This is a genomic window from uncultured Thiohalocapsa sp., from assembly GCF_913062725.1.
GTDB lineage: Bacteria > Pseudomonadota > Gammaproteobacteria > Chromatiales > Chromatiaceae > Thiohalocapsa.
Genome location: NZ_CAJXWY010000021.1, coordinates 37,472 through 62,412, shown reverse-complemented (window position 1 = coordinate 62,412; position 24,941 = coordinate 37,472). Strand labels below are relative to the sequence as shown.

The 24,941-nt window shown below is 69.9% G+C and carries 21 protein-coding genes; 7 read left to right on the top strand and 14 right to left on the bottom strand.

Translation table 11 applies throughout. The annotated features are described in order from the left end of the window. Positions 1–174: 174 nt before the first annotated feature. On the bottom strand, positions 175–762 hold the full coding sequence (locus QZ588_RS07920; protein WP_295541523.1) for a MarR family transcriptional regulator: 588 nt from the start codon (positions 760–762) through the stop codon (positions 175–177). 412 nt (positions 763–1,174) lie between these two features. On the opposite strand from QZ588_RS07920, the gene QZ588_RS07915 reads away from it, so the two are divergent. Further along, positions 1,175–1,999, top strand: coding sequence for a class I SAM-dependent methyltransferase (locus QZ588_RS07915; RefSeq protein WP_295541521.1), 825 nt, complete (start codon positions 1,175–1,177; stop codon positions 1,997–1,999). Between the two features lies 1 nt (position 2,000). Then, positions 2,001–2,852, top strand: a complete 852-nt coding sequence (locus QZ588_RS07910; RefSeq protein WP_295541519.1) for a methyltransferase domain-containing protein — start codon at positions 2,001–2,003, stop codon at positions 2,850–2,852. Between the two features lie 182 nt (positions 2,853–3,034). Here the strand turns inward: QZ588_RS07910 and QZ588_RS07905 are convergent, their stop codons facing one another. The 7 genes from QZ588_RS07905 to QZ588_RS07875 form a co-directional block, all read right to left on the bottom strand. Continuing rightward, positions 3,035–4,930 carry a hypothetical protein gene (locus QZ588_RS07905; RefSeq protein ID WP_295541517.1) on the bottom strand — a complete coding sequence of 632 codons (1,896 nt, stop codon included), beginning with the start codon at positions 4,928–4,930 and terminating at the stop codon, positions 3,035–3,037. Next, entirely contained in the window at positions 4,924–6,354 is a 1,431-nt protein-coding gene (locus tag QZ588_RS07900; protein ID WP_295541515.1) for a tetratricopeptide repeat protein, read from the bottom strand. The genes QZ588_RS07905 and QZ588_RS07900 overlap by 7 nt, the downstream gene beginning before the upstream one ends. Continuing rightward, the gene (locus QZ588_RS07895) at positions 6,351–7,433 is read right to left on the bottom strand and encodes a vWA domain-containing protein (RefSeq protein ID WP_295541513.1); all 1,083 of its coding nucleotides are present in this window, start codon (positions 7,431–7,433) and stop codon (positions 6,351–6,353) included. The genes QZ588_RS07900 and QZ588_RS07895 overlap by 4 nt, the downstream gene beginning before the upstream one ends. Positions 7,434–7,478: 45 nt before the next feature. Continuing rightward, positions 7,479–8,534, bottom strand: coding sequence for a VWA domain-containing protein (locus QZ588_RS07890; RefSeq protein WP_295541532.1), 1,056 nt, complete (start codon positions 8,532–8,534; stop codon positions 7,479–7,481). Positions 8,535–8,559: 25 nt separating this feature from the next. Then, complete coding sequence (locus tag QZ588_RS07885; protein ID WP_295541511.1) at positions 8,560–9,192, bottom strand: DUF4381 domain-containing protein; 633 nt, start codon at positions 9,190–9,192, stop codon at positions 8,560–8,562. A gap of 81 nt (positions 9,193–9,273) precedes the next feature. Further along, on the bottom strand, positions 9,274–10,191 hold the full coding sequence (locus QZ588_RS07880; protein WP_295541509.1) for a DUF58 domain-containing protein: 918 nt from the start codon (positions 10,189–10,191) through the stop codon (positions 9,274–9,276). 177 nt (positions 10,192–10,368) lie between these two features. Continuing rightward, positions 10,369–11,325 (bottom strand): MoxR family ATPase, encoded by a 957-nt coding sequence (locus QZ588_RS07875; protein WP_295541507.1) that lies wholly within the window; start codon positions 11,323–11,325, stop codon positions 10,369–10,371. Between the two features lie 355 nt (positions 11,326–11,680). On the opposite strand from QZ588_RS07875, the gene QZ588_RS07870 reads away from it, so the two are divergent. Next, entirely contained in the window at positions 11,681–13,261 is a 1,581-nt protein-coding gene (locus QZ588_RS07870; RefSeq protein WP_295541505.1) for a peptide chain release factor 3, read from the top strand. 118 nt (positions 13,262–13,379) lie between these two features. Then, positions 13,380–14,420, top strand: a complete 1,041-nt coding sequence (locus tag QZ588_RS07865; RefSeq protein WP_295541503.1) for a phosphoglycerate mutase — start codon at positions 13,380–13,382, stop codon at positions 14,418–14,420. 19 nt (positions 14,421–14,439) lie between these two features. Here QZ588_RS07865 and QZ588_RS07860 read toward each other — a convergent pair whose 3' ends face one another. From QZ588_RS07860 to QZ588_RS07850, 3 genes are all read right to left on the bottom strand, one after another. Continuing rightward, positions 14,440–14,937: an aminoacyl-tRNA deacylase gene (locus QZ588_RS07860; protein WP_295541501.1), complete on the bottom strand. Its 498-nt coding sequence runs from the start codon at positions 14,935–14,937 to the stop codon at positions 14,440–14,442. A gap of 25 nt (positions 14,938–14,962) precedes the next feature. Next, on the bottom strand, positions 14,963–15,520 hold the full coding sequence (locus QZ588_RS07855; protein ID WP_295541499.1) for a DUF427 domain-containing protein: 558 nt from the start codon (positions 15,518–15,520) through the stop codon (positions 14,963–14,965). Positions 15,521–15,710: 190 nt separating this feature from the next. After that, complete coding sequence (locus QZ588_RS07850) at positions 15,711–16,370, bottom strand: DUF938 domain-containing protein (RefSeq protein WP_295541498.1); 660 nt, start codon at positions 16,368–16,370, stop codon at positions 15,711–15,713. Between the two features lie 677 nt (positions 16,371–17,047). On the opposite strand from QZ588_RS07850, the gene QZ588_RS07845 reads away from it, so the two are divergent. Both QZ588_RS07845 and QZ588_RS07840 read left to right on the top strand, forming a co-directional pair. Then, positions 17,048–18,091, top strand: coding sequence for a hypothetical protein (locus tag QZ588_RS07845; protein ID WP_295541496.1), 1,044 nt, complete (start codon positions 17,048–17,050; stop codon positions 18,089–18,091). A gap of 16 nt (positions 18,092–18,107) precedes the next feature. Beyond that, on the top strand, positions 18,108–18,698 hold the full coding sequence (locus QZ588_RS07840; RefSeq protein WP_295541493.1) for a hypothetical protein: 591 nt from the start codon (positions 18,108–18,110) through the stop codon (positions 18,696–18,698). Positions 18,699–18,836: 138 nt separating this feature from the next. Here QZ588_RS07840 and QZ588_RS07835 read toward each other — a convergent pair whose 3' ends face one another. The 3 genes from QZ588_RS07835 to map form a co-directional block, all read right to left on the bottom strand. Further along, positions 18,837–19,421 carry a hypothetical protein gene (locus QZ588_RS07835; protein ID WP_295541492.1) on the bottom strand — a complete coding sequence of 195 codons (585 nt, stop codon included), beginning with the start codon at positions 19,419–19,421 and terminating at the stop codon, positions 18,837–18,839. A 248-nt stretch (positions 19,422–19,669) separates the two neighbouring features. Beyond that, a complete protein-coding gene (glnD, locus tag QZ588_RS07830; RefSeq protein ID WP_295541490.1) occupies positions 19,670–22,351 on the bottom strand; it encodes a [protein-PII] uridylyltransferase in 2,682 nt (893 codons plus the stop codon). A 220-nt stretch (positions 22,352–22,571) separates the two neighbouring features. Beyond that, a complete protein-coding gene (gene map / locus QZ588_RS07825; protein ID WP_295541488.1) occupies positions 22,572–23,351 on the bottom strand; it encodes a type I methionyl aminopeptidase in 780 nt (259 codons plus the stop codon). Positions 23,352–24,113: 762 nt separating this feature from the next. Between map and rpsB the strand changes: the two genes are divergently transcribed. Continuing rightward, complete coding sequence (rpsB, locus tag QZ588_RS07820; protein ID WP_295541530.1) at positions 24,114–24,902, top strand: 30S ribosomal protein S2; 789 nt, start codon at positions 24,114–24,116, stop codon at positions 24,900–24,902. The last annotated feature ends 39 nt before the right edge of the window (positions 24,903–24,941 follow it).

Sequence of the window (24,941 nt, the reverse complement as noted above, 5' to 3'; positions counted from 1 at the left end):
TAGGCTTCACGACAGCATCCCTGCTGTCGAGACCCCCGCCAGCCGCAACCCAGCCCGCAGACGCCTGCGCCGGACATTGACATCCGCCGGGTATAACCACCCCGCCGCAGTCCGAGCCGGCAACGGACGTCCGCCGGCGTCATCCCCCGCCGCCCGCCCCGCGCCGGCGGCGGCTCATGTGCTGCCCGGATCAGTGCCACCACCATCGGTGCCCGCCGGCGATTCTGCGGCTTCTTCGACGCTGCCGGCGGCGAGCACGGGTGCCGCCTCCAGGCGCTCGGCGTCCATCAACGCAGCGATGCGCTGCAGCGATGCCAGCAGCAGCGTCTGCTCCCAATCCGCAAGCTTGGCAAAACGCGCGGCGAAGGCGTCCTGCAGCAGGGGCGGGGCACGCCTGAGGGTCTCCGAGGCCTCCGGTGTGGCGCGCACCAGCACGCGGCGACGGTCCGTTTCGCTGCGGGTGCGGATCACCAGGCCGCGGCGCTCCAAGCGGTTGACGATGTCGGTAATGGTGGCGTGGCTCAGGTTGACACGCTGGGCGACGGCGCCCACCGGCAGCTCATCGGCGGCGACGATTGCCTTCAGCACCAGTGCCTGGGGGGCTGTGAGGCCGTGGCTGCGCACCAGCGCGCGCGAGTGCAGGTCGACGGCACGGATGACCCGTCGCAGTGCCACGAGCACCTCATCGGTGCGGTCGCTATCGCGTTGGCGGCTCGCCTCAGCGTCCGGCGAGCCTTGGGGGGGGTGTAATATTTCGCTCACAAAATAATCCCGATGGATGGGTTGATGGCGAAAAAAAGCACAAGTGCCTGATCAAAATCTTAAAACTCTGTAAAACTCAGGCTTTTTCGTCGGCCAGGATGACGTTTTGGGCTTGCACTCGTTCGGGTTCTAAGTAGTATGCTATGGATTCTCAACCCGGCGGCGGCCTTGTGTCCCATGTGCTGTACGCCGCATACCCCCGGCCGAGCCCGCCTCGCACCGCCCGCCGAGCACCCCAAACCGGTGCAACGACCCGAGCCGGTGCCACGGCAGGTCAGTCGCCAGCGACCGGACGCCATAAAGCGCGTCCCGAGCCTGCCGTGAGCCATGCGAGGCGGCGCCAGCGACTGCGCCGCACGCGCTGGCACAGCCCCCGGCCATCCGCCAACAGATACCGAAGAGGACGAGCCTCATGCAACCGCCCCTGCGGACTGAGATCCCCCAACACCAGGATTACGGCGAAGACCCGCTCGCCGTCCGTGAATCCGAAAAGTATCAGGAGGAGTACGTCGAGTCCTTCGTCGACAAGTGGGACGAGCTCATCGACTGGGATGGCCGCTCCGCCGCCGAAGGCCAGTTCTTCATCGAGCAGCTGCGCGAGCGCGGCGCCAAGAAGGTGCTCGACGTCGCCACCGGCACCGGCTACCACTCGGTGCAGCTGCTCAAGGCCGGCTTCGAGGTCACCAGCGCCGACGGCAGCCCCGTCATGCTGGCCAAGGCCTTCGAGAACGCCCGGCGCCAGGGTCACATCCTGCGCACCATCCACGCCGACTGGCGCTGGCTGAATCGCAGCGTGCACGACCTCTACGACGCCGTCATCTGCCTTGGCAACTCGTTCACGCATCTGCACGACGACAACGACCGCCGCAAGGCCCTCGCCGAGTTCTACGCCACGCTCAAGCACGATGGCGTGCTGATCCTGGACCAACGCAACTACGATGCGCTGCTGGACCACCAGGTGCAGCCGACGCACAACTACTACTACTGTGGCGACAACGTGCGCGCCGAGCCCGAGCACGTGGATGACAGCCTGGCGCGGTTCAAGTACAGCTTCAACGATGGCTCCGTATTCCATCTGAACATGTTCCCGCTGCGCAAGCGCTACATGCAGGGCTTGATGCGTGAGGTGGGCTTCCAGCGCGTCGACACCTACGGCGACTTCCAGGAGACCTATCGCGAAGCGGAGCCGGACTTCTTCATCCACGTCGCCGAGAAGGAATACCGGGAGGTGTCCTGAGATGACTGCCCAAGCCAACTACTCCGACGTCGTCCAGACCGCCCGGGATTACTACAACAGCGAGGACGCAGACAACTTCTATTTCCACGTCTGGGGTGGCGAGGATATCCACATCGGGCTCTATCAGGGGCCTGAGGATGCCATCAAAGATGCCTCGGCGCGTACCGTGGCCTTCATGGCCGAGCGCATCGCAGACAAATTGTCGGCGCCCGGCGCACGCCTGGTCGATCTCGGTGCCGGCTACGGCGGCGCAGCCCGCTGGCTCGCCAAGCGCTACGGCTGCCAGGTGCTGGCACTGAATCTGAGCGAGGCCGAGAACGCGCGTGACCGCCAGATGAACCGCGAGCAGGGCGTCGACAACCTCATCGACGTCGTCGACGGCAGTTTCGAGGAGGTGCCCGCCGAGAACACCAGCTTCGATGCCGCCTGGTCCCAGGACGCCATCCTGCACTCCGGCCACCGGGACAAGGTCATGGACGAGGTGGACCGGGTGCTCAAGCCCGGCGGCGAGTTCGTTTTCACCGATCCCATGCAGGCGGACGACTGCCCCGAGGGCGTGCTGCAGCCGGTGCTCGACCGCATCCATCTCTCGAGTCTCGGCTCCTTCGCCTTCTACCGCGAGCAAGCCCGGCGGCTCGGCTGGGAGGAGGTCGCGATCGTTGACATGACCGAACAGCTGGTGACGCACTATGGCCGGGTTGCGGCCGTGTTGCGCGCCGAGCGTGCATCCCTGACCGGTAAGGTATCCGACGCCTACGTCGAGCGCATGCTCCAGGGCCTGCAGCACTGGGTGGATGCCGGCAGCAACGGCTACCTCGCCTGGGGCGTCATGCACTTCCGCAAGCCCGCCTGAGGGGCGCCACGCGCACGGGCCGAATCCCCGCAGCCCGGGCTGCAATACCAGACCCGAGGTCGCCACCCCGGCGCGCTCGCCACCGCGTCGCCGTGGCATCCCCGCACGCCAATCGGGGGCGCGTATCATCGCGCCCCGATCCCAGCCCGTCGTCCCCGCGCCGCTGGGTACTGGCGTGATGCTCAGACCAGCGGCCTTGGGTTGAGCGCGGGCAATCGGGCGCGGCGCAAGCGAGCGGGCGATGGGTTGGCCAGCGCGCCGACACCGGGGCGCAGCGCGCGCCGGAGCTCGCGCTTCCAGCGCGGGAAATCGATCTGTCCCTGGTGGTAGAGGGCGCGGTCCAGCGCCTGCATGAGTGCCTGCACGCGGGCACGGTCGGCGCCGGGGCGCAGGGCCGTGATGCGGTCCGCCATGCGCGGCAGCGGCTCGTGCGCCTCGGCGGCGAGTCGACGGCACGCTTGCTGCTGGAAGGTCTCGCACCAGGCCGCCGGGTCTTCGGCGCCCTCGGCGGCCCTGGCGCATTGATAGACCCGGGTGCTCATCGGCACCAGAGCGGCGGCGGCATGTCGCAGCCGGCGTAGCAATGGCATCGGGCTCAGGGCGCGGCCGGCTGCGCCCAGCCCCCGGCCCGTGAGTCGGCTCCCGGCTGCCGCGAGGCGCTTCACCCCGGGCCAGAGCGGACCGCCCTCGCCGGCGGGCAGACGTCCACGCAGCCAGATGCCGCCCCAATAGCCGATCAGCAGCAAGGCCAGGCCCGCCACGGGCAGCCAGTACTTCTGCCAATCCTCGCCGGCGCGGCTGTCGGCGGCGGTGGAAAAGCCGAAGGGACCGGACTTGCCGGCCACATCGAAGACGCGAATGGGTACGGACGACGCCTCGCGGCTGGCGGTTTCCACGTTCCACCAGGCGAGGCGCAGCTCCGGCAGCTGCATGCGGCCACCGGACTGGGGCACCAGGGTGTAGACCTCGATGCGCTTGCCCACCAGCGTGCGGCCGCTGTCGGCGAGTCGCGTATCGGTTACTGTCTGCTCGCGATAGACGCGGAAATCCTCCGAGCGCAGCATCGGCTCCAGCGAGGGCAGTCGCTCGCCCACGGCGCCCTCACCCTCCAGTTCCAGGGTCAGTGTCACCGGCCGGCCGCGGGCCATGGCATCGGCCTCGGTCAGCTCGGCGTCGATGCGCAGGGTGCGCAGCGGCAGCCATGGACGCACCGACGGCATGGGCGGGCGCACATCCAGGGCGATGGGCTGGCGGGCCACCGCCTCGAAAGGCACGCCCCCGGCGAGGGTGCCCGTCACCTTGATCGGGCCCAATGCCACCGCACCGGCGCGCAGCGGCGTCATGGCGAGCACGTACTCGTTGACGATCTCCTGGTTACCGCCGCTGCCGCGGGTGCTGGTGATGGGGCCTTCCAACTGCTTGAACAGGGCGTCCTCGATGGCGGCGAGTGCCGGCGAGGCGGTGGCGAGGTTGCCGGCGCTCACCACGCGCAGGCGCACCAGCACGTTCTGCTGCACATAGGGCTCGCGCTCGCTCACCTGCACTTCCAGTTGTGGACGTCCGGGCGTCAAGCCGCCGCGGGGAGCAAACCAACCGCCGCCTGAGGACGGTTGTGCGGGCTGGTAGGATGGCGCCTGGTAAGGGCTCGCCGGCGGCTGCTGGCCCGGTGGCTGACCAAATATCGGCCCTTGTGGACCCTGTGGATAGGGCATGCCGCCCGGCGCTGTTGGTGCCTGACCGATCGGCGGCGCCGGCGGCGGATAGCCTGGCCAGCGCGGCGGCCCGAAGCCCGAGACGCCGACGCGGGGCCCTGCCTGGCTGACCGTCTGGCCCTGGAATGGATCCGGCGATGGGTCCGGCGATGGGTCCGATGGCTGGCCGAGGTATTGGGGCGGCACGCCGCGGGCATTGCTCGGCTCCACCGGCCGGAATTGCCAGCTTTGATAGGGTGCCTGGGCCACGGCGGTGGTCGCGCAGACCAACAGTACGGCGGCGCCGAGCAACAGTCCCGCGCCGCGGGGTCTCGTCTCGGCCCGGGCTCCGCCGACCGCCGCAGCAAAGCGCAGCACGCCTACCATGGCCGACCCTCCTGCACCCGACCGCCGGTTTCGCGCATCAGTCGCATGTCCTCGAGCATGAATTGATTGCGCAGCAGCATGGAGGGGTCGCCCTCGATCTGCTGCAGCCGCTGCTCCATGATGGTCATGCCGGGGCCCAGCACCGGCTCGCCGCCCAGCGCCGGATACGCGCTCATGTCCGCGTCCGGCCCCACACCCGCCCAGGGCTGGTCGCCCAACTGGTCGAAACGCTCCACGGCCTCGCGCTCGCCGGCGAGGTCGTCCATGTCCGGCGGGGCTTGGTCGTCCGTGCCGCCGCCGCCGCGCGGGCGCTCCCGCCCGCGTTCGTCGGTGCCGGTGCCGGGCGCTTCGCTGTCGGGGCGGATCTCGTCGCCGGGACGCTCGGCCTGCTCGGGCTCGGGCGGTTCGTCGCCGCCGCCGGTGTCGTCGCCGGGCTCAGGCGGTTCGTCGCCGCCCGCGGCGGGCATGAGGCTATCCTCGTACTCGCCGGCGCCGCGGCCCGCTTCCTCGCCACCTTCGGTACCGCCGCGCTCCGCTTCGCCCTCTGTGCGGTCCTGATCCATGGCGCCGTCGGCATCATCGCGCCGTTGGTCATCGCCGCCTTCGGCGTCCTGGTCCGCGGTCTCGTCACCGCCTGCCGCGGGGGTGTCCTCGCGCTCGCCATCCTCGCGGCCGTTCTCCTGCTCGCCGCCGGTCTGACCTGCCGCTTCGTCGCCCTCGGCGCCGCGGCGCTCGTCGGCGTCTTCGCCGGCGCCGCCGGCCTCATCCTGCTGCTCACCGTCGCCGGCGTCGCCGTCGGCCTGCTGCTGGCCCTGCTGCTGTGGGTCTGGTTGCTCGCCGCCCTGCTGTTCCTGCTGCTGCTCGCCGTCTTGCTGTTCCTGCTGTTGCTGTTGCTCGCCCTGTTGCTGCTCCGACGCTTGCTGCTCGGATTGGCTTTGCTGCTGGTCCTGCTGCGGCTGTTGCTCGCGGGCATCCTCCGGCTCCGGCTCCTCCTGCGCTTGCTCGGCCTCCTCCTGGAAGGCTTGTTGCTCCAGCTTCGCGAGCAGGGAGCGCGCGAGGGTCAGGTTGAAGTGGGCATCGGCGTGCGCCGGGTCCTCGGCGAGGACATCTTCGTAGGCGTCGATGGCGCCGGCGTAGTCGCCCTGTTGGAAGCGGGCATTGCCCAGGTTGTAGCGCGCGCTGGTGCGCACCGCCTCGCGATCGGCGTCGGCGAAGGCGACCTCGGCGGCGCGGTATTGCCCGGCGCGGTACAGGGCAACGCCGCGGCGGTAGGCGTCGTCGAAGCCCTCGGCGGCGGCGCCATAGTCGCCCCCGCGGAAGCGCTCCAGGGCTTCCTGCTCGCTGTTACGGAACATGCCCGCCTGACTCAGACCGACGCCGAGCAGCGCCGGCGCCAGCAGCAGCAGGCCGATGCGCGCACTCATACCGTCGCCTCCGGACGTGACGCCGCCGTCTGTTGCGGCTGTCCGCGCGCCGTCGCCGCCCGCGATCCTTGGACGCCCGCGCGGCCCTTGAAGCGGGGCAGCAGCAGGAGCAACAGCAAAGCCACGGGCAGGTAGAAGCGCTCGTGCCAGACACGGCTGCGCTCGTCGCTCGCCTGGGGCGGCAGTTTGCTGCGGGCGGCGGCGGCCAGGATGTCCCGGGTGTCGGTGTCGCGGTAGTCGGCCTCGCGGTAGAGACCGCCACCGGCGTCCGCCAAGGCTTGCAGTCGGTCGGCGTCCAGTGCGGAGCGCACCGGCTCGCCGTCCGGATCCACCAGGGGGGAGCCGCGGGGGCCGGGGACCTCGCCGCCGCCCTCGGTGCCGATACCGAGCACATGCACGGCGACACCGCCGTCGGCGAGGGCGGCGACACGCTCGGTGAGGTCTGACTCGTCGAAGTCGCCGTCGCTGATGAGCAGCAGCGAACGGGCGCTGTCCGCCGGCAGCGCCTGCAGCAGGATCTCGGCGCGGTCCAGCGCCGCATGCAGGCGGCTGCCCTGGAGTCGGGCCAGGTCCGTGGCCAGCGCCGGCAGCGCCAGCAGGATGGTGCGGCTGTCTTCGGTGACCGGCGCCACCACGTGCGGCGAGGACGCGAAGGCGATGAGGCCGAGCCGCAGGCGCCGGTTCTGCATGATCAGATCCTGAATCTCCTGACGGGCCCGGGCGAGGCGGCTGGGGGCGACGTCAGCCGTCTCCATGGAGCGGGACACATCGAGCAGGATCAACAGGTTGTCGCCGGGTTGGAAGAGCCGCACGTCGGTGTAGTCCCAGCGCGGGCCGGCCATGGCCGTGAGCAACAGCAGCCAGAGGCTCGCCCAGGCGAAGAAGCGACTCCACCGCTCCGGGCCCGCCAGGGCGCGGGTGCCCGCCAGGTGCGGCAGCAGCTGTGGGTCTGCGTAGCGATGCACCGGTGTCTTGGCGGCGCGGGCGGCGCTGCGCCACAGCCACCAGGCGACGGCGGGCAGTGCCAGCAGACCCCAGAACCAGGCGGGCTCGGCGAAATGGAAGCCGGTTGCGTTCATACTGCTCGTGTCAGCGGGTGCTGCGCCCGGTTGTGCGCGGCCCGATTAGCGGCTGGCCTGCCGCACGACGAAGCGTCGCCGGCCCTCGGGAAACAACCCCAGCGCCAGCAGCGCGGCCAGCGACAGCCCCAGCGGCCACCGATACAGCGGTTGTGGCAGATAGGCCGTGCGGGTCTCGGTTTCGGTCTTTTCCAGTTCCGCGATCCGCCGACTGATTTCCTCCAGCGCGCGGGTGTCTGTGGCACGGAAATAGGCGCCGCCGGTGATTTCGGCGAGGCGCTGCAGGGTGTCCTCATCCATGGTGAGATCATCCCAGTATTCGATCTGCCCCTCGTGCAGGATTGGAATGCGCGCCTGGTTGCTGCCGACGCCGATGACATAGATGCGCACGCCGGCCATGCGTGCGAGCTGCGCCGACTCCAGGGGCTGAAAGTTGCCCGCGGTGTTGTCGCCGTCGGCGATGAGGATCATCACCCGCGACCCCGGCGGGCGGTCCCGGAGCTTCTTCACGCCCAGGGCGACGGCGTCACCCAAGGCCGTGCTGCCGCCGGCGATACTCGGCACCACCCGCTCCAGCAGCATGTGCACGGCGGCGCGATCGATGGTGAGCGGCGAGAGTACGTAGGCGCCGCTGCCGAAGATGATCAGCCCGATGCGGTCGCCGGCGCGCTCATCGATGAAACGGCCCATGACGCCCTTGACCACCTGCATGCGGCTCACTTGCCGGCCCTCGACGGTGAAGTCCAGCGCGTCCATGGAGTGTGAGGCGTCCACGGCGAGCATCAGGTCGTAGCCAGGCGCCGAGACCTCGGTGTGCGGCGCCAGCCATTGCGGGCGCATCAACGCCAGCACCAGTCCCACCCAAACCAGGTACAGCAGTATCCGGTGCAGCCAGCCCGCCAGCGGCCGGCGCGGCCGCCGGGTCTGGTAGGCGGCGCGCAGCTGTTCGATATGCGGGTGCAACAGGGTGATGCGCTCGCCTTCCGGCTGTTCCTCGCGTGGTGTCTCCCCGGGCTGCGGCGGGCGCTCACGCCAGATCAGCGGCAACAGCAGCGGTAGCGGCAGCAGCAGCGCAAACCAGGGCCATTGGAAGTCGAACAGCATCATCACAGACCGCCGCCTTGGGTCAAACGGTATCCTGTGCCCGGGTCTGCACCGGCGCCGGCTCAGGTGCAGGCCGGCGTCGCCGCAGCTGCTGCGCGACGCTGGCGACGGGCCGTTGCAGCCAGCCCGGCAGGCGACGCCGGCGCCGTTCGGGCTTGGGGTCCGGGGCCGCCACCCATTCCATGCCGGCATCCAGCAGCTGGCGGACGCTTTCGCGCTGGGTGTCGGCCGCCGCCGGCCGGGCATAGGGCGCCGTGAGCAGGGGTTGGCCATCACGGCGCCAGTCGAAGCCACGGGGATCATGGTCGCTGAGCCAGGCAAGCCACGCCTCGCCATGGAGCCCCGCGCAGGCGGCCCGGCCATGGCGGGCCATGGCGATGCGTCGCAACAGCTCGGAGAGCTCGGTGGCGACGGGCTTCACCGGCTCGTGGGTCAGGCGTCTGCGCAGCGCCCGCAATGCCTGCGCCGCCTCCCAGCGCCAGGTGCCGAGCGTGATCACCGGCAGCGGCACATACAGCCGCCAGCGCGGATCATAGCGCCAGAGCAGCAGCCCCAGCGCCACCAGGGCGCCGGCGAGGAGCCACCAGCCGGGCGCCGGCGGCCACCAGGGATGGCCCATGGTCACGTGGATGTCGCGGAGCTGGGTGGGATCCATGCTGTTGCGGGGCGAGGGTTGGGAGAGTCGGGGTTGGCGCGCGTTCCCGGGCACGTGTCCCGGAGCCTGGCGCCCGGCAACCTAGATGCTTCTGGCCCGCGCCCGCTGCTCCAGGCTGTGGATCAGGCTCAGGTGGATCTCGCGGTCGGTGCGGATGGGCATCAGAATCACGTTGAGGCGGTTGGTGATGGCTTTGAGGGTGTCGCGGCGCTGCTGCCAGGCGTCGCGATAGGCGCGGGCGGCGGCGGCGTCGTCGGTGTCGATCTCCACCAGGGTGCCGTCGGTGGCGGTGAAGGTGACGCTCCCCATCGCCGGCATGTTCCAGTCCGCCGGGTCGTCCACGGGCAGCACCACCACCGAGCTGCGCTGCACCAGGTTGCCGAGCACGCCTTCCAGCTCGCGCACTTCGCGGTTCAGATCGGCGATGACGAACACCAGCGAGCCCGTGGGCAGCCCCCGCGTGGCCCGGCGCAGGGCGCCGGCCAGACAGTCGATGGAGGCGGTCTGCTCCGCCGCCGGCTGGGTGAGGGTGCGCAGCAGCTGCCAGAGTGCGCGCCGCCCGCGCGCCGGGCGAAAGTGCTGGAGGCCGGCCAGCGGGTCGCCGAAGGCCATGCCGCCGACGCGGTCGTTGAGCCGGCTTGCGGCCCAGCCGATGAGCGCCGCCGCACGCGCCGCCTGCACCGACTTGAAAGTGCCGCGGGTGCCGAAGCCCATGTGTGGGCCGCGGTCCACACAGAGCACGACGCTGCGCTCGCGCTCTTCGCGGAACACCTTGAGGTGCGGCTCGTTGAAGCGGGCGGTGACCTTCCAGTCCATGTGGCGGATATCGTCACCCTGGCGGTACTCGCGCACCTCCTCGAAATTGATGCCGGCGCCGCGGAACACCGAGGCGTAGAGCCCGGCGAACGTCGAGTTCACCAGGTGGTGCGACGGCACCCCCAGGGTGTGGGCCTGGTGGCGCAGCTCCAGCAGGTCGTCGAGGCGGGGGTACAGGCTCATGGGGCGGCACGGGTGGCGGCGCGCGCGCCGCGCCGGCGATGGCCGCGGTGCAGGCGGTTCGGCTCCGCGGGGTGCATGCGACGGGCGCAGCGGCTTGCGCGCGCCGGTGCACGTTGCCCGCCGGACTGACAGCCGCGCCCGGGCTCGGGTCGTTGGTGCTGAGCGCTGACCCCCATCTCAGGGAATCGCCACCAGATTCAGCAACCGGTTCACGAACTCATCCGTCGTGATGCCCTCGGCTTCGGCCTCAAAGGTGAGCAGCAGGCGGTGGCGCAGGATCTCGGGGGCGACGAGCTGGATGTGATGGGGGGCGACGAAGTCATCGCCGTCCAGCCAGGCCCGGGCGCGGGCGCAGCGGGCCAGCGCGATACTCGCCCGCGGCGAGGCGCCGAAGCGGCACCAGCGCGCGAGGTCGGCGTCATAGAGCTTCGGGTGGCGTGTGGCCTGCACCAGGTCGACGATGTAGCTGTGCAGCTTGGGGTCGAGGTAGAGCTCGGCCACGGCGCGGCGCATCCGAAAGAGCTGCTCCTGACTCAGGGGCGCGGCGGGCTCGGGCTCGGGCCCGGTCTGCTGGCGGCTGTCCAGCGCCAGGATCTCCAGCTCTTCTTCGCGGGTGGGATAGGTCACCACCGCCTGCATCAAGAAGCGGTCCAGCTGCGCCTCCGGCAGGTGGTAGGTGCCCTCCTGCTCCACCGGGTTCTGGGTGGCCAGCACCATGAATAGCTTGGGCAGCGGATAGGTGCGCTGGCCGACGGTGATCTGGTGCTCGGCCATGGCCTCCAGCAGCGCCGACTGCACCTTGGCCGGCGCCCGGTTCACCTCGTCCGCCAGCAGCACATTGTGGAACAGCGGCCCCGGGCGGAACTCGAACTCACCCTGCTCGTGGCGATAAATATCCGTGCCGATCAGGTCAGACGGCAGTAGGTCCGGGGTGAACTGGATGCGATGGAAGTCGCCTTCGATGGCCTCGGCCAGGGCCTTGACCGCCGTCGTCTTGGCCAGCCCGGGCATGCCCTCCACCAGCAGATGGCCGTCGCTCAGCAGGCACACCAGCATGCTGTCGATGAATTTGCGCTGGCCGATGATGCGCGATGCGATGTGCTCGCGCACGGGGGTGAGCTCTGCCGGGGTCATGCTGGGTACCGCTCGCTGGTCCTGGTGATGGGGGCGGGTGCTGCGGTCGCATCGATCCGCTGCTGGCGCGCCCTGGGGCCCGGCCGGCGGCGATGGGCGCGCCGATCGCCACGGCGACGCCTCACTCCGGCACGGTGGGCCCGTCGGCGCCGAGGTTTGGGGCTGTCAATAGTCAGCATTCCCAACAACCCCAATGCTGCGGCTTTCGGCGCCTTTGCGCAAGCGTGTTGCAAATGTCGCAAAGCGCTATCAGGTTGACCCGAACAGCCGCCCCGCCGCAGCCCGAGCCGCAAATCGACCCATGCCGGGTCTATAATGGTACGTTTCCTCAAGGCCTTAGCCGACGCCTACCCCAATGTCCCGACTCCACGACCAGGTCGCGCGACGGCGCACCTTCGCGATCATCTCCCACCCGGACGCGGGTAAGACCACGCTCACCGAGAAGCTGCTCCTGTTCGGCGGCGCCATCCAGATGGCCGGCACCGTCAAGGGCCGCAAGGCGGCGCGGCACGCGACCTCGGACTGGATGGAGCTGGAGAAGCAGCGCGGCATCTCCGTGACCTCGTCGGTCATGCAGTTCCCCTACGGCGAGTCCATCGTCAACCTGCTCGATACCCCCGGCCACGCGGACTTCTCCGAGGACACCTACCGCACCCTCACGGCGGTGGACTCCGCGCTCATGGTCATCGACGCCGCCAAGGGCGTGGAGGCGCGCACCATCAAGCTGATGGAGGTCTGCCGGCTGCGCACCACGCCCATCCTCACCTTCGTCAACAAGCTCGACCGCGAGGGGCGCGAGGCCATCGAGATCCTGGACGAAATCGAAGACGTGCTGCAGATCCAGTGCGCCCCGGTGACCTGGCCCATCGGCATGGGCAAGCGCTTCAAGGGCGTCTACGACCTGCGCCACGACTGCACGCATCTGTTCAGCGCCACCCACGGCGGCAAGATCCAGGCCGGCGAGGTCATCGAGGGACTCCACAATCCGCGCATGGACGAGCTGCTGGGCGATCAGGCCGCCGAGCTGCGTGACGAGCTGGAGCTGGTGCAGGGCGCGAGCCACCCGCTGGATCTCGATGCCTACCGCGCGGGCAGGCAGACGCCGGTGTTCTTCGGCTCCGCCATCAACAACTTCGGCGTCAAGGAGCTGCTGGACGCCTTCGTGGAGTACGCCCCGCCGCCGCGCCCGCGGGAGGCGGGCGGCCGCAGTGTGGACCCGGAAGAGGGCAAGTTCTCGGGCTTCGTCTTCAAGATCCAGGCGAACATGGACCCGGCCCACCGCGATCGCGTGGCCTTCCTGCGGGTGTGCTCCGGCAGCTACAAGCAGGGCATGAAGATGCGCCATGCGCGCACCGCCAAGACGGTGCAGGTGGCCAACGCCATCACCTTTCAGGCGGACGAGCGCAAGCGCGTGGACGAGGCCTGGCCGGGCGACATCATCGGCCTGCACAACCACGGCACCATCCAGATCGGCGACACCTTTACCGAAGGTGAGCACCTCAAGTACGGCGGCATTCCGTATTTCGCCCCGGAGCTGTTCCGCCGCGTGGTGCTGAAAGACCCCCTCAAGACCAAGGCACTGCACAAGGGCGTGCTGCAGCTCTGCGAGGAGGGCGCCACCCAGGTGTTTCGTCCGCTCAGGAACAACGACATGATCCTGGGCGCCGTCGGCGTGCTGCAGTTCGATGTGGCCGCCTACCGGCTCAAGGACGAGTATGGCGTCGAGGCCGTCGTCGAGCCCGTGTCCGTGCAGACCGCCCGCTGGGTCAACTGCGACGACCCCAAGCTGCTGGAGCAGTTCAAGACCAAGGCCCACGACAACCTGGCCCTCGACGGCGACGACCAGCTGGTCTACCTGGCGCCGACGCGGGTGAATCTGCAGCTCACCGAAGAGCGCTGGCCGCAGATTCGCTTCTCCGCGACGCGGGAGCTGTGAGGGGCCAGGCAGATACAGCGGACCGCCCGGCGTCGCCCCTGACGCGCTTGACGCAGCAACCCCCAGCAGGTGAATCGCGCGAGATTCGCGTTCAATGCCCCCAATGCCGCCAGCATCCATGAGCCCGCGAAGCCAGCCGACCGCCGCCACCCTCGACCTCGTCGTGCCCGGCCTGCTCGGGCCGGTGCCGGCGCCGGACGCGCCGCCGCAGACGCCCACCTTGGATTTGCTGCTTGCGCATGCCGCCAGCGTCACCGATGCCGCCTGCGGCGACTTGCCCTCGACGCTGCTGGCACGCTTCGGCGCCGCGGCCAGCGCGCCTTACGCGCTGGCCGCGGATGATCCGGTCTGGGACCGGGCGGGCTGGTGGCTGCACGCCGATCCGGTGCATCTGCGCCCCGACCGGGATCTGCTGCGGCTCTTCGATGCCCGCCATCTGGGCATCAGCCGCGCCGAGGCGGATGCGCTGGTGGCGGCGCTGAACGCACACTTCGCCCAGGATGGCATGCAGGTGCATGCGCCGGTGGCGGATCGCTGGTATCTGCGCTGCGACACACCGCCCGCCCTCCATACCACGCCCCTGGCGCAGGTCACGGGCCAGCACATCGACCCCTATCTGCCCACGGGCGCCGATGCCTCGCGCTGGGCCGCCCTCATGAGCGAGGCGCAGATGCTGCTGTTCCGGCATCCCGTGAGCCAGGCGCGCGAGGCCGCCGGCCGTCCGGCGGTGAACGGCCTGTGGTGCTGGGGCGGCGGCATCTGGCAGCCGCCGGCGGCGGCGCCGAGTCGGGTCGTGGGCTCGGGGCCCTTGTTGGCGGGGCTCGCCGCGGCGGCGGCGGTGATGCACCAGCCCCAGTGCGGGGAGCGCGTAGACGCGGATCTCGATGCAGCCGGCGACCGGGTGCTGGTGCTGTGGGAGGCGCTGGACGATGCCCTGGCGGACCGCGACCCGGCTGCCTGGGCCGGTGCCGCCAATCGCCTGGAGCGCTGGCTTGCGCCCCTGCCGGCGATGCTGCGCCGGGGCAGCGTCGCGGCAATCGGCATCGACGCTTGCGATGGCACCCGCCGTGTGGTCTGCGGCAAGGATCTCGGCTGGTATCGCCGCTGGCGGCTCGGCCGCCGTCGGCCGAGCCTCGTGCAGCGCGCGGCGGTGCGTTGACACCGGTGCGCGCCGGTCTTCAATGCCCCTGTGCGCGCGGTGCTGTGGCGACATCCACCAGGATCGGCGCCAGCAGCCGCAGCAGGTCTGCGGTGGCCAGTGAGATGATGTACCCGCGCTGACCGCCGTTGATGTACACCCGCGGCAGGTCGGCGATGGATCGCTCACAGTAGACCGGCAAGGCGCGCCGGCTGCCGAAGGGCGAGGTGCCGCCCACCTGGTAGCCGGAATGCTTTTGGGCCACCGCCGGCGCGCACGGCCGCACCCGCTTTGCTGCGATGGCTCTGGCAAGGCGTCCCGTCGCCACCTCGCGGTCGCCGTGCATGAGCACCATCAGCGGCGCGGCGTTGTCGTCTTCCATCACCAGGGTCTTGATGACGACATGCTCGTCGACGCCGAGTTGGGCCGCGAATTCCGCCGTGCCGCCGCGCTGGTAAGTATAGGGGTGGCCGCCGAAGGCGACGCCCGCCGCCCGCAGGGCCCGCACCGCCTGGGTCGTCGGCTCGCGCTTGCTCATGCGGGCCGGGCTCGGCGGTGTCTGGTCACCAGTGCCCGGTGCCGGGCTCGCCCTTGAACGGGCCCACCAGCTCGGCGGTGATCCAGCCGCCGTAGTAGCCGCCGGCCTGGGCGCGCACGGCTTCCCCGTCCACGAAGCAGCGCAGTTGGGAGGGGTAGCAGGCGAACCAGCCGGCGATGGCCGCCGCGTCGTCGAAGGCGTCCGGATAGCGCCAGAGGGCGTTGTCCAGGCGGCGCCCGGCACTGTCGGTGACATGAAAGTATTCGGCCCGGCCCTTCCACTCGCAGAAGGTACGGCGGTCGGAGGGCTGCAACTGCGCCATGTCCACCGCCTCGGGCGGCAGATAGAAGGTGGGCGGGCTGCCGGTCTCCAGTACCCGCATGCTGCGCTCGGTGCGCGCCAGTAACCGGTCCCCGGCGTAGATCTCGATAGGGCGGCTGTCCGGCACATAGGCCGGCGGACGCGGATAGTCCCAGACGGATTCCTGTCCGGCGCCGGGGGCGACGGCGAAGTCGGGGCGCTGCTGCCCGCGCCAGCGCCACGCGGCGCGGGCGCGATGGAGGCTGTTGCGGTCGCTGGTCATGGATGTGCTCCGGTGCGGCTCGGCTGTTGGGCTTGGGTCAGGAGATGGGGCCAGAAGGCGGAGTCAGGGGGTGCGCTCAGAAGGTATGCTCCGGAGAGGCCGTCGATGGGGCGGTCAGGGCTGCAGCCAAGGGTCATGCCCGGGGTCATGCCGGGGGGCGCGCGGGCTCATACGGGCAGGACCAGGATCGTCAATGCCGGCGCCAGACCAGGATGCGGTTGTTGACGGGCATGGCGATATCGTCTTCCAGGGCCAGGCCCGCCGCAGCCGCGAGCGGTGTCAGCTCGTCGAGGTCGCGCACGCCCGAGAGGGGGTCGCGGATGCGCAGCATGCGGTCGAACTCCGCATTGCTTTGGCTGGTGTGGCGCCCGCCGTGGCTGAAGGGGCCATAGAGCGCGAAGGGCGCCCCCGCCGGCAGCAGGGCGCCGACCCCTGCGAACATGTGCGCCACCTGCGCCAAAGACATGATGTGTGCCGTGTTGGCGCTGTAGGCGGCATCCACGGGCCCACTCGGGCGCTCGCCCGGCGCCGCATCGGGTCCTGCTCCGCCGTCGGGCCACGCCCCGTCCACATCCAGCTCGATGGCCGCGGGCAGATTGGGCACATCGGCCTCCGCGAGCCAGCGGTCGATGCCGGGCAGGTGTGCGCCGATATCGCTGGCCTGCCAGGTGAGATGGCTCAGCACCGGGGCGAAGTGCGCCGCGTGCTGACCGGTGCCCGCGCCGATTTCCAGCACGTGGCGCCGGTCCGCGAACAGCGTTGTCAGCACGGCGAGGATAGGCGCCTTATTCTCGTCGCACGCAGGGGAGTAGGGCTTGTCCATGGCTTCGAACGGTGACTCAACGGGCATGCCCGGCGCGGGCCGGCGGCCGGTGATTGCGATGGCGGTCCGGGTGGCGCCCGGCGGCGGGCTCGACGGTCGCGATGCTATCGTGAAGCCGATGCGGACGTCTGCGAGGGCAGCCTCCGCCAGCCAGTCTGCAACCGCCGATCGTCCGGAGGCGACGGGCCTCTGTCAGGTGTCGTATGCCGCCCGGTGCGGTCCCTGGCCGGGTGTCGTGGCATGGGGGCAGGTTTTTGCGCGACTGCGGCTTTTCAAGACCCAGTGCCAGTTCTGGCCCCGGCCGCGGTGGCGGCGATGCTGAGTCGCATCGGATTCCGCTATCATCCAGCACGCCGTCAATCCGCCACCATATCCGCTGAGTGCCGGCCACATTCGTCAAGCGTCCACTCGCCATGCCCCGATCTGTCACCGCTCTGTCGCCTGCGGCCGCGTTGCTGCTAGCTGCCTGTGCACAGCCGCCGGGCGGCCCGGGGCATCGACCCCAGTCGGCGCACACGCAGGCCGACTCCCGGGGATCAGCGCCCGCCGCGGCCATAACGCCCGGCGTGCCGGCGGACCCGGGCGCACCACCGCGCTGGCGCCGAGCGCAGGAACGCACGAGCGGACGCCCGGCGGCGGCGGGCGGCCCGGCGGTCGGGGCCGATGGCGCGCCGTCGGCACAAGACCTGCGGCTACGCCGCACGGTGACCGCCCGCTGCGCCAGCCGGCCGGCGAATGTCACTGAGACCTCATTACTGACCATCCTGGCCGCTGACCTGCAAACCGCCGGCGTACCGCCGGCATCGGCGGTGGATGCGCTCATCAGCGGGCGCTGCGGCAACCTTGCGGATGTCGTCTCGGAGGTGGTGGCTCGCTACGGGCCCGAGGCCGCCGTGCCCGTCATCGAGCGCGCCGTCGCCCGCAGCGGCGACGCTGCGGCGCTGGTGATCGAGCGTGCCGCCGCCGAGGGCCTGTTGCGTGCCGACGCCAGGCGCCCGGCACGGGCCGGCGCATCGCCGGCCCTGGGCGCCGGCGACGACGCGCTGCTGTATTTGCCGTCGGCCGGCGGTACCGAGCGCCCCACGGCTGGCCTGGATCGCCTGCTCGGTAACGCCGAGCCGGGCTATGGCATCTACACTTACATCCTCCCCGGCGATCCGGCCGATTTGGGCGCCGGGGCCCATGCGGGCGCTTACGACGAGTTGTTGCGGGTGCTCGAGACCTATGTGCTGGCGGCGGGTTCCGGCGGCGCGCCACCGGCCCCGAGCGCCCATACCTTTCTGGTGCCCGTGCGGACGGGGCGCGCGGCATCACCCCTGGGGGAGCGCACCAGTCCCGAGCTGTCGGCGCTGCTGCGCCGCACCCTTGCCCAATACCTGCGCCGCGCCGGCGAGCCGGCGTTGGCGGCGCGTCTGGCGACGGCGCCGGGACCTTTCCTCGTCTCCAGCCTGGAACCGCGGCTGGTGCCGCGAGGCGGCGATCATGTGCGCATGCTCGTGGACCTGAGTGGCGTCGGCCGCGAGTATATGTACAGCGTGGTGGATGCTTACGATCGCGCCATCCCCGCGGCCGACGCCGGGCGGGCGGACAGCCTGCGGGCGGTGCGCAGCCGGCTCGTCGGCATGTTCCCCGATCCGGCCATCGACGCGGCGGCCGCGCCGCCGGCGGCTGGCGACTGGGTCTTCATGCTCGCTCGCGCCGGCGCAGGCCCATCGCCGCCGACGGGCGCCGTCCAACAGGGCCGCTGAGCGGCAGGAGAACGGCATGCTGGGACCGCGCATCGGCGGTGTCTTCAAATTCCTGATCGGCATCCTGCTGCTGCAGGTGGCCACGGCGCTGATCACCTACACGGCGCTGATGACGGACTTACAACAGACCGTCTGGCTGTTCGCGGCGCTGGCGTTGACCCTGGGCGTGCTGGTGGCGCTCTGGTTCGACTCGGTGATCGGCAGCGTCAAGGAGCAGGCCGTCGCACGCCAGCACAAGCGCCATGCCCGTGAGCGCGAGAAGCTGCGTGTCCAGGCCGAGAAGGAGAAGGCCAAGCTCGCCAGGCAACGCAAGCGCAGCTCCGGCGGCGCCACACTCAAGACGGGCCTAGCCGTCGGCGGTACCGTCGGCGTTGGGGTGGCGTTGATGTTCGCACAACTGATGACCCTGGGCCTGCTGACCATCTCCGCCGCCGGCGGCGCGGCACTGGGCTATGGCGTGCGCTCCCGGCAAGAGAAAATGATCCGCGCCCGCGAGCAGAAGCAGGCGGAGCGCCTGGTGTACGCCCAGCAGGATCTGCCGGTGCTCACCGCCGATCCGGCACCCGAATCCGCCAAGCACCGCGGGCGCGACGAAACGCCGCCATAGGGCCCAGACGCGCGCGCCGCCGGCGTCTTATGGGGCGCGGCCACGCCTGGCCCAGCTTGGGGCCCAGCTTGGGGCCCAGCTTGGGATCCAGCTTGGCGACACCGCAGCGCGGGTGAGCCGCCCGCCGACGGCCCCTGGTTACCAACCGCGGAAGTACCAGCCGTTGTCCCATTCCGGCAGCTCGCCGGCCGGTGCCGTCTGCTCGGCGTCGTCGTCCGGCGCGGCTTGCGACGGCGCAACGCCGGCGGGCGCCGACGGGCCCGGGGCTGTCGGCAGCGGCGAGAGCCAGGGCCCGAAATTCAGAAACAGCCAGCGATCCCGGGCGATCATGTCGCGCATCTCCCGGCGCCGGCGCCGGAATTCCTCTTCCATGGCCTGCTGGCGGGCGCTGCCCACGGGATCCAACGCCCGGCGGCGCGCCTGATGCTGCGCCCGGCGACGCTCCTGCAGCGCGCGACGCTGGGCGCGCACCGCCTCCAGCCACCGCGGCACCATGTCGTCGGGGGCGAGATCGTCCTGCGGCGTCGACGGGTGCTCGTCGGCCCCCATAGCGGGGCCGGCCGGGGCCGTATCGGCGGGGTCCGGATTGGATCGCTCGGCACCGCTCGTGCCCGGGGATGCATCCCGCGGCGGCGGCGCTGCGGCCGTGCCGCCCGCCGGCCCGGCGCTGGCGACGGCGGCGGCGAGCAGCAGCGCGGCCAGGGCAAGGGCGTGCAGGCTCACGGGCGGATGCCAAGGCGCTGAGGCGCGCGTGGCCATGGGGGACACGCGCAGGCCCGCACCGACGGTGGCTGAGGAGATCTTCCGCCCGTTGCAGACCATGGCGCCCGTGCCGCTCCATATCAGAGACTGCTGATTGTCGGTTTTAGGACAGACAGCAATCGTCGTCAATGTTCCCGGTCATGGCTCTTTCGACCCGTGGGGCCAAGGGGGCGGTCGCCGCCGGGGCGGGGGATGGGCACCGCGGCCGCTCAGGATCGCTCGTCGGTGGCGCCTTCCAGTCGCTCGTGGATGTGTTGGCGCAGGCAGGTGAGGGTCTGCTCGCAGACGATGGGGGCGCCGTCTTGGGTGGAGATGAAGAAGACGTCGTCCGCCTCGGCGCCGACGGTGGCGATCTTGGCGCTCTGCAGGCGAATATCGCAGACCTCGAACACGACGCCGATCTCGGCGAGCAGCCCCGGCCGGTCCAAGGTGGTGAGGCGCATCATGGTGCGGCGGTTGCGCGGGTCCTCGGCGAAGCTGACGCGGGTCTCCACCCAGAAATGTCGATGCTGACGCGGTAGGCGGCGGCTCACCACCGGGCGCTTGCCGCCGGGGCGCCGGAGTGCGGCGAGCAGCAGGTCGCGCAGCTCATCCGTGTCGCCGCCCTGGTCGATGGGGCGGTGGTCGGGGCCCAGCACCTGGAAGGCGTTCACCGCATAGCCGTCGTCGGTGGTGGTGATGCGCGCATCCATGATGTTGAGCGCGCGCTGATCGAGCAGCGCGGTAATGCGCACGAAGAGGTTCTTCTCGTCGCGGGAGAACAGGAACACTTCGGTGCAGCCGCGCGAGGCCATGGGGCGAATCACCGCCAGTGGCAGGTCGGCGGGCGCCGTGGTGAGGATGCGCTGGGTCTGCCAGGCGATCTCTTCCGGTGAGCTCGGCGTGAAGAAGTCCATGCCGAAGCGACTCCAGAGATCGCGGCAGGCGGCCGCGTCGATGCCTTCATAAGCCAGCAGGCGCATGGCCTCGCGCTGCTTCTGCTCGATGAGGTCGTTCTGGGCCTGTGGATTGTCGAGTCCCCGCACCAGGGTGCGTCGGGCGGCCTGGTAGAGGTCGCGCAGCAGTGCGTTCTTCCAGGAGCTCCAGCGCTTGGGGTTGGTGGCACGGGCGTCGGCGACGGTGAGCAGGTAGAGATAATCCAGGCGGTTGGCGTCGGTGACCTGCTCCGCAAAGGCCTGGATCACCAGCGGGTCCGAGATGTCCTTGCGCTGCGCGGTCATGGACATGAGCAGGTGATGCTCCACCAGCCACGCCACCAGGCGGCTGTCGTATTCGCTGAGATAATGCAGCTGGCAGAAGTCCCAGGCCTCGCGCGCGCCGAGGATGGAGTGGTCGCCGCCGCGGCCCTTGGCGATGTCGTGGAACAGCCCGGCGAGATAGAGCAGCTCCACTTTGGGGATGCGCTGGGCGATGGCGGAGCACAGCGGAAATTCGCCGTTGTGCTCAGGGATGGTGAACCGGCGCAGGTTGCGCAGCAGTCGCAGCGTATGCTCGTCCACGGTGTAGACATGGAAGAGGTCGTACTGCATGCGCCCGACGATGTTCGCGAAGGCCGGGATGTAGGCCGCCAGCACACCGTAGCTGTTCATGCGCCGCAGCGCGGCGGTGACACCCCGGGGCTGGCGCAGGATCTCCATGAACAGACTGCGGGCGCGCACGTCTTCGCGGAAATCATCATCGATGCGATGGCGGTGCTCGCGAATGAGCCGGATGGTGCTGGCGCGCACCCCCTGCAGGCTGGGATGCTGCTGCAGCACCAGAAAGATTTCCAGCAGCGCGAAGGGCGAGCGGGCGAAGACCTGCGAGTGGGTGACCTCCAGATAGCCGCTGCGTGACTGAAAGCGCTTATTGACGGGCTCCGGCGGGCCGATCTGATCATGCAGCAGGATGGCCTCCTGGAACAGCTGCATGAGCATTTCGTTGAGCCGGTTCAGCTCCATCACGGCGCGATAGTACTGCTGCATGAACTGCTCGACGGCCAGATTGTCGCCCTGGTCCGTGAAACCGAGCTCGTCCGCCAGGGTGCGCTGGTAGTCGAACAGCAAGCGGTCTTCGCGGCGCCCGGTGAGGCGGTGCAGCGCGAAGCGAATGCGCCAGAGCAGGGCCTGACCGTCGCGCAGCGCCAGGTACTCGGTCTCCGTCAGGAAGCGCTCGTCCACCAGTTGGTGCAGGTTGTCGGCGCCGAAGTGGCGCTTGGCCACCCACTCGATCATCTGGATGTCCCGCAGGCCACCCGGGTTCTCTTTGATGTTCGGCTCCAGGTTGTAGGCGGTATCGCCGTACTTGAGCCGGCGCTTGCGCTGCTCGTCGCGCTTGGCCGCGAAGAAGGCCTCGCTCGGCCAGATGCTCGCGGGACCCACGGCGGTGCGCATGCGCTCGAACAGCTCGGCATCGCCGTCGATCAGCCGCGCTTCCAACAGGTTGGTGACGACGGTGATGTCGTCGGCGGCTTCACGCCGGCAATCGTCCACGGTGCGCACCGAGTGGCCGATCTCCAGCCCGATATCCCACAGAAAGATCACCAGCCCGCCGATGACCTCGGCGAGGCGATCGGCGGCATCATCGCCCACCAGAATCAGCAGATCGATGTCGGAGCTCGGGTGCAGCTCGCCACGGCCGTAGCCGCCGACGGCCACCACGGCCGCGGCCTCGGCCGCGGGCACGCAGCGCTGCCAGGCGGCCATCACCAAACGATCGATGTCCCGGCTCCAGCGGCCCACCAGCTCGGTGACGGGCTCGCCGTGGTCGTAGCGCGCGAACAAGGCGGCGCGCGCGGCGGCGAGCTCCGCCTTGAAGGCGGCGATGGCATCGGCCTCGCCGGCGGCGCCGGCCGGGGCCGTGGCAGCGGCTTGCCCGTCGGCGGTGGGAGGGCTCGTGTACACCTGGATCATGGCGTCGGCTCCGGCTGGACTCATTGCGGTTGACGCCAGTCCGTGGCCTGCGGCGGCTGTCGGCGGGTGGCGCCGATGGTCACCCTATCCCCGGGGGATGGGCCCCCGGGGATGGGCTCCGGGGGAATGTCCGTCGTCGGCAGCCCGGCGGCGATGCGGCAGCAGGTGCCCGCGCTCAGGTGATGGTGGCGATGTCAGGTGGCGATGTCAGGCGGCGATGTCAGGCGGCTGCCGCGGCGCGCTCCTCGTCGCGCAGGGTCAGGATCTCGCAGCCCTCCGGCGTCACCACGATGGTGTGCTCCCACTGCGCCGAGAGGCTGCGGTCTTTGGTGACCACCGTCCAGCCGTCCTGCAGCAGCTTCACCTGGCGCTTGCCGGCGTTGACCATGGGCTCGATGGTGAAGCACATGCCGGGCTGCAGCGTCAGGCCCTCCGCCGGCCTGCCGTAGTGCAGCACCTGGGGCTCCTCGTGGAACTCCCGGCCGATGCCGTGCCCGCAGTATTCGCGCACCACGGAGTAGCGATGGCTTTCGACCAGGGTCTGGATGGCATGCCCGATATCGCCGAGGGTCGCGCCCGGGCGCACCATTTCGATGCCGGTGTACAGGGCCCGTTGGGCGATGCCAACCAGCCGTTTCGCCAGCACCGAGGACTCACCGACACAGAACATTTTGCTGGTATCGCCGTGGTAGCCATCTTTGATGACCGTGACATCGATATTGACGATGTCGCCCTTCTTCAGGCGCTTGTTGCCGGGAATGCCGTGGCAGACCTGGTTGTTCACCGACGTGCAGATGGAGCGCGGGAAGCCGCGATAGTTGAGTGGCGCTGGCACGGCGCCCTGAACGTTGACGATGTGCTCGTGGCAGATACGGTCCAGCTCGCCGGTGGTGATGCCCGGCGCCACGTGCTCGCCGATCATCTCCAGCACTTCGGCCGCCAGCCGCCCGGCGACGCGCATCTTGGCGATCTCGGCGTCGGATTTAATGCTTACCGCCATATCGTTTCGCGAGGCATCCACAGATCATTCCTGGCTGCGGCGGGCGTGCCGCCATGGTTACGTCGACCCGTCACATCCGGGCTTTCTGGCGCCGTCGGCGCGGAGGCAGCGGGCGGGACGGGGGCGTCGAATCCCGCTGGCTCCATGGGTATGACGACAAGCCCCCGTCGTCGCCAATCATCCCCGTCGGGTCATCCCATCCGGCCCCTGCGGACCGAGCTGGCCGGACCGAGCTGGCGGCGACTGGCGTCTGGCACACCCCGGCTGCAATGGCGGACATGGGATCGCCCCAGGACTCAACCAAGCCGAGGACCGGGTCCGGTGCCAGGCCCAATGCCGGGTCCAGTGCCGAGCCCAGCGCCGAGTTCAGCTCTGGGGCCAAGCATCGGGCCGATCCCTGAATTGCCCCAAAAACATCCTACATGGTATAAAAGCGAGCGGTGGCGAGCAAACCGACGATAAGCGGCGGCCAGATAGGCGGCTACCCCGCACGCTGTGCGTGACGGTGGGGCCAGCCCGGCTGGCGATATCCGCCGCGCCCGCGTGCGCTCGGCCACCATCACCGCCTTCAGCGGCGTTGCCCCCGGCGGCGACCTCCTAAGACGATGAAGTCCATGACTCGCAACCGTGCCGGATGCGGCGCGACTGCGTAATGCCACACACGTACCGACACATGACGCCGGGTGCCCGTCAGCCGGGTTGCGTCATGGGGCACGTGGAGGTTCAACCCAAACCAGAGGCACAATAATGAGCGACGTTTCCATGCGGCAGATGCTGCAGGCCGGTGTCCACTTCGGTCACCAAACCCGCTACTGGAACCCGAAGATGGCGGCGTACATCTTCGGCCAACGCAACAAGATCCATATCGTCAACCTGGAAAAAACCCTGCCCCTGTACCAGGAGGCGATGGGCTACATGGGCAAGCTCGCGGCCAACGGCGGGCGCATCCTGTTCGTGGGCACCAAGCGCGCCGCGCAGGACGCGATCCGCGAGCATGCGGCCCGCTGCGGCATGCCTTACGTCAATCACCGCTGGCTCGGTGGCATGCTCACCAACTTCAAGACGGTGCGCCAGTCGATTCAGCGGCTCAAGGACCTCGAGGCCATGTTCGAAGACGGCAGCATCGAGCGCTTTGCCAAGAAAGAAGCGCTGACGCTGAGCCGTGAGCGCGACAAGCTGGAGCTGAGCCTGGGCGGCATCAAGAACATGGACGGCCTCCCAGATGCCATGTTCGTCATCGACGTCGGCCACGAGAAGATCGCCGTGTCCGAGGCCAATAAGCTCGGCATTCCGGTGGTGGGCGTGGTGGACACCAACAACGACCCCAGCCGCATCGACTACGTGATCCCGGGCAACGACGACGCCATCCGTGCGGTGCGGCTCTACATCGAGGGTGCTGCGGACGCCGTGCTCGACGGCCGTCAAACCGCCGCCGCCATGGCCGGGCGTCGGGGCGAGGCGCCGGCCGCCGAGCCCCAGCCGGCGCCGCCCGCAGAGGCGCCGGCCGAGGTCGCAGCCGGTGCCGAAGGCGAGGCTGCGGCGGCGTCCTGAGACGCGGCGCAGCAGCCCCCCGACAGCCCTGTTAAACGC

Coding starts and splice junctions, on each gene's coding strand:
- QZ588_RS07900 (WP_295541515.1), bottom strand. CDS start 6,354: ATGAGTGCGCGCATCGGCCTGCTGCTGCTGGCGCCGGCGCTGCTCGGC.
- glnD (WP_295541490.1), bottom strand. CDS start 22,351: ATGATCCAGGTGTACACGAGCCCTCCCACCGCCGACGGGCAAGCCGCT.
- QZ588_RS07895 (WP_295541513.1), bottom strand. CDS start 7,433: ATGAACGCAACCGGCTTCCATTTCGCCGAGCCCGCCTGGTTCTGGGGT.
- QZ588_RS07855 (WP_295541499.1), bottom strand. CDS start 15,520: ATGACCAGCGACCGCAACAGCCTCCATCGCGCCCGCGCCGCGTGGCGC.
- QZ588_RS07840 (WP_295541493.1), top strand. CDS start 18,108: ATGCTGGGACCGCGCATCGGCGGTGTCTTCAAATTCCTGATCGGCATC.
- QZ588_RS07885 (WP_295541511.1), bottom strand. CDS start 9,192: ATGGATCCCACCCAGCTCCGCGACATCCACGTGACCATGGGCCATCCC.
- rpsB (WP_295541530.1), top strand. CDS start 24,114: ATGCGGCAGATGCTGCAGGCCGGTGTCCACTTCGGTCACCAAACCCGC.
- QZ588_RS07880 (WP_295541509.1), bottom strand. CDS start 10,191: ATGAGCCTGTACCCCCGCCTCGACGACCTGCTGGAGCTGCGCCACCAG.
- QZ588_RS07865 (WP_295541503.1), top strand. CDS start 13,380: ATGAGCCCGCGAAGCCAGCCGACCGCCGCCACCCTCGACCTCGTCGTG.
- QZ588_RS07915 (WP_295541521.1), top strand. CDS start 1,175: ATGCAACCGCCCCTGCGGACTGAGATCCCCCAACACCAGGATTACGGC.
- QZ588_RS07850 (WP_295541498.1), bottom strand. CDS start 16,370: ATGCCCGTTGAGTCACCGTTCGAAGCCATGGACAAGCCCTACTCCCCT.
- QZ588_RS07870 (WP_295541505.1), top strand. CDS start 11,681: ATGTCCCGACTCCACGACCAGGTCGCGCGACGGCGCACCTTCGCGATC.
- QZ588_RS07860 (WP_295541501.1), bottom strand. CDS start 14,937: ATGAGCAAGCGCGAGCCGACGACCCAGGCGGTGCGGGCCCTGCGGGCG.
- map (WP_295541488.1), bottom strand. CDS start 23,351: ATGGCGGTAAGCATTAAATCCGACGCCGAGATCGCCAAGATGCGCGTC.
- QZ588_RS07910 (WP_295541519.1), top strand. CDS start 2,001: ATGACTGCCCAAGCCAACTACTCCGACGTCGTCCAGACCGCCCGGGAT.
- QZ588_RS07905 (WP_295541517.1), bottom strand. CDS start 4,930: ATGGTAGGCGTGCTGCGCTTTGCTGCGGCGGTCGGCGGAGCCCGGGCC.
- QZ588_RS07875 (WP_295541507.1), bottom strand. CDS start 11,325: ATGACCCCGGCAGAGCTCACCCCCGTGCGCGAGCACATCGCATCGCGC.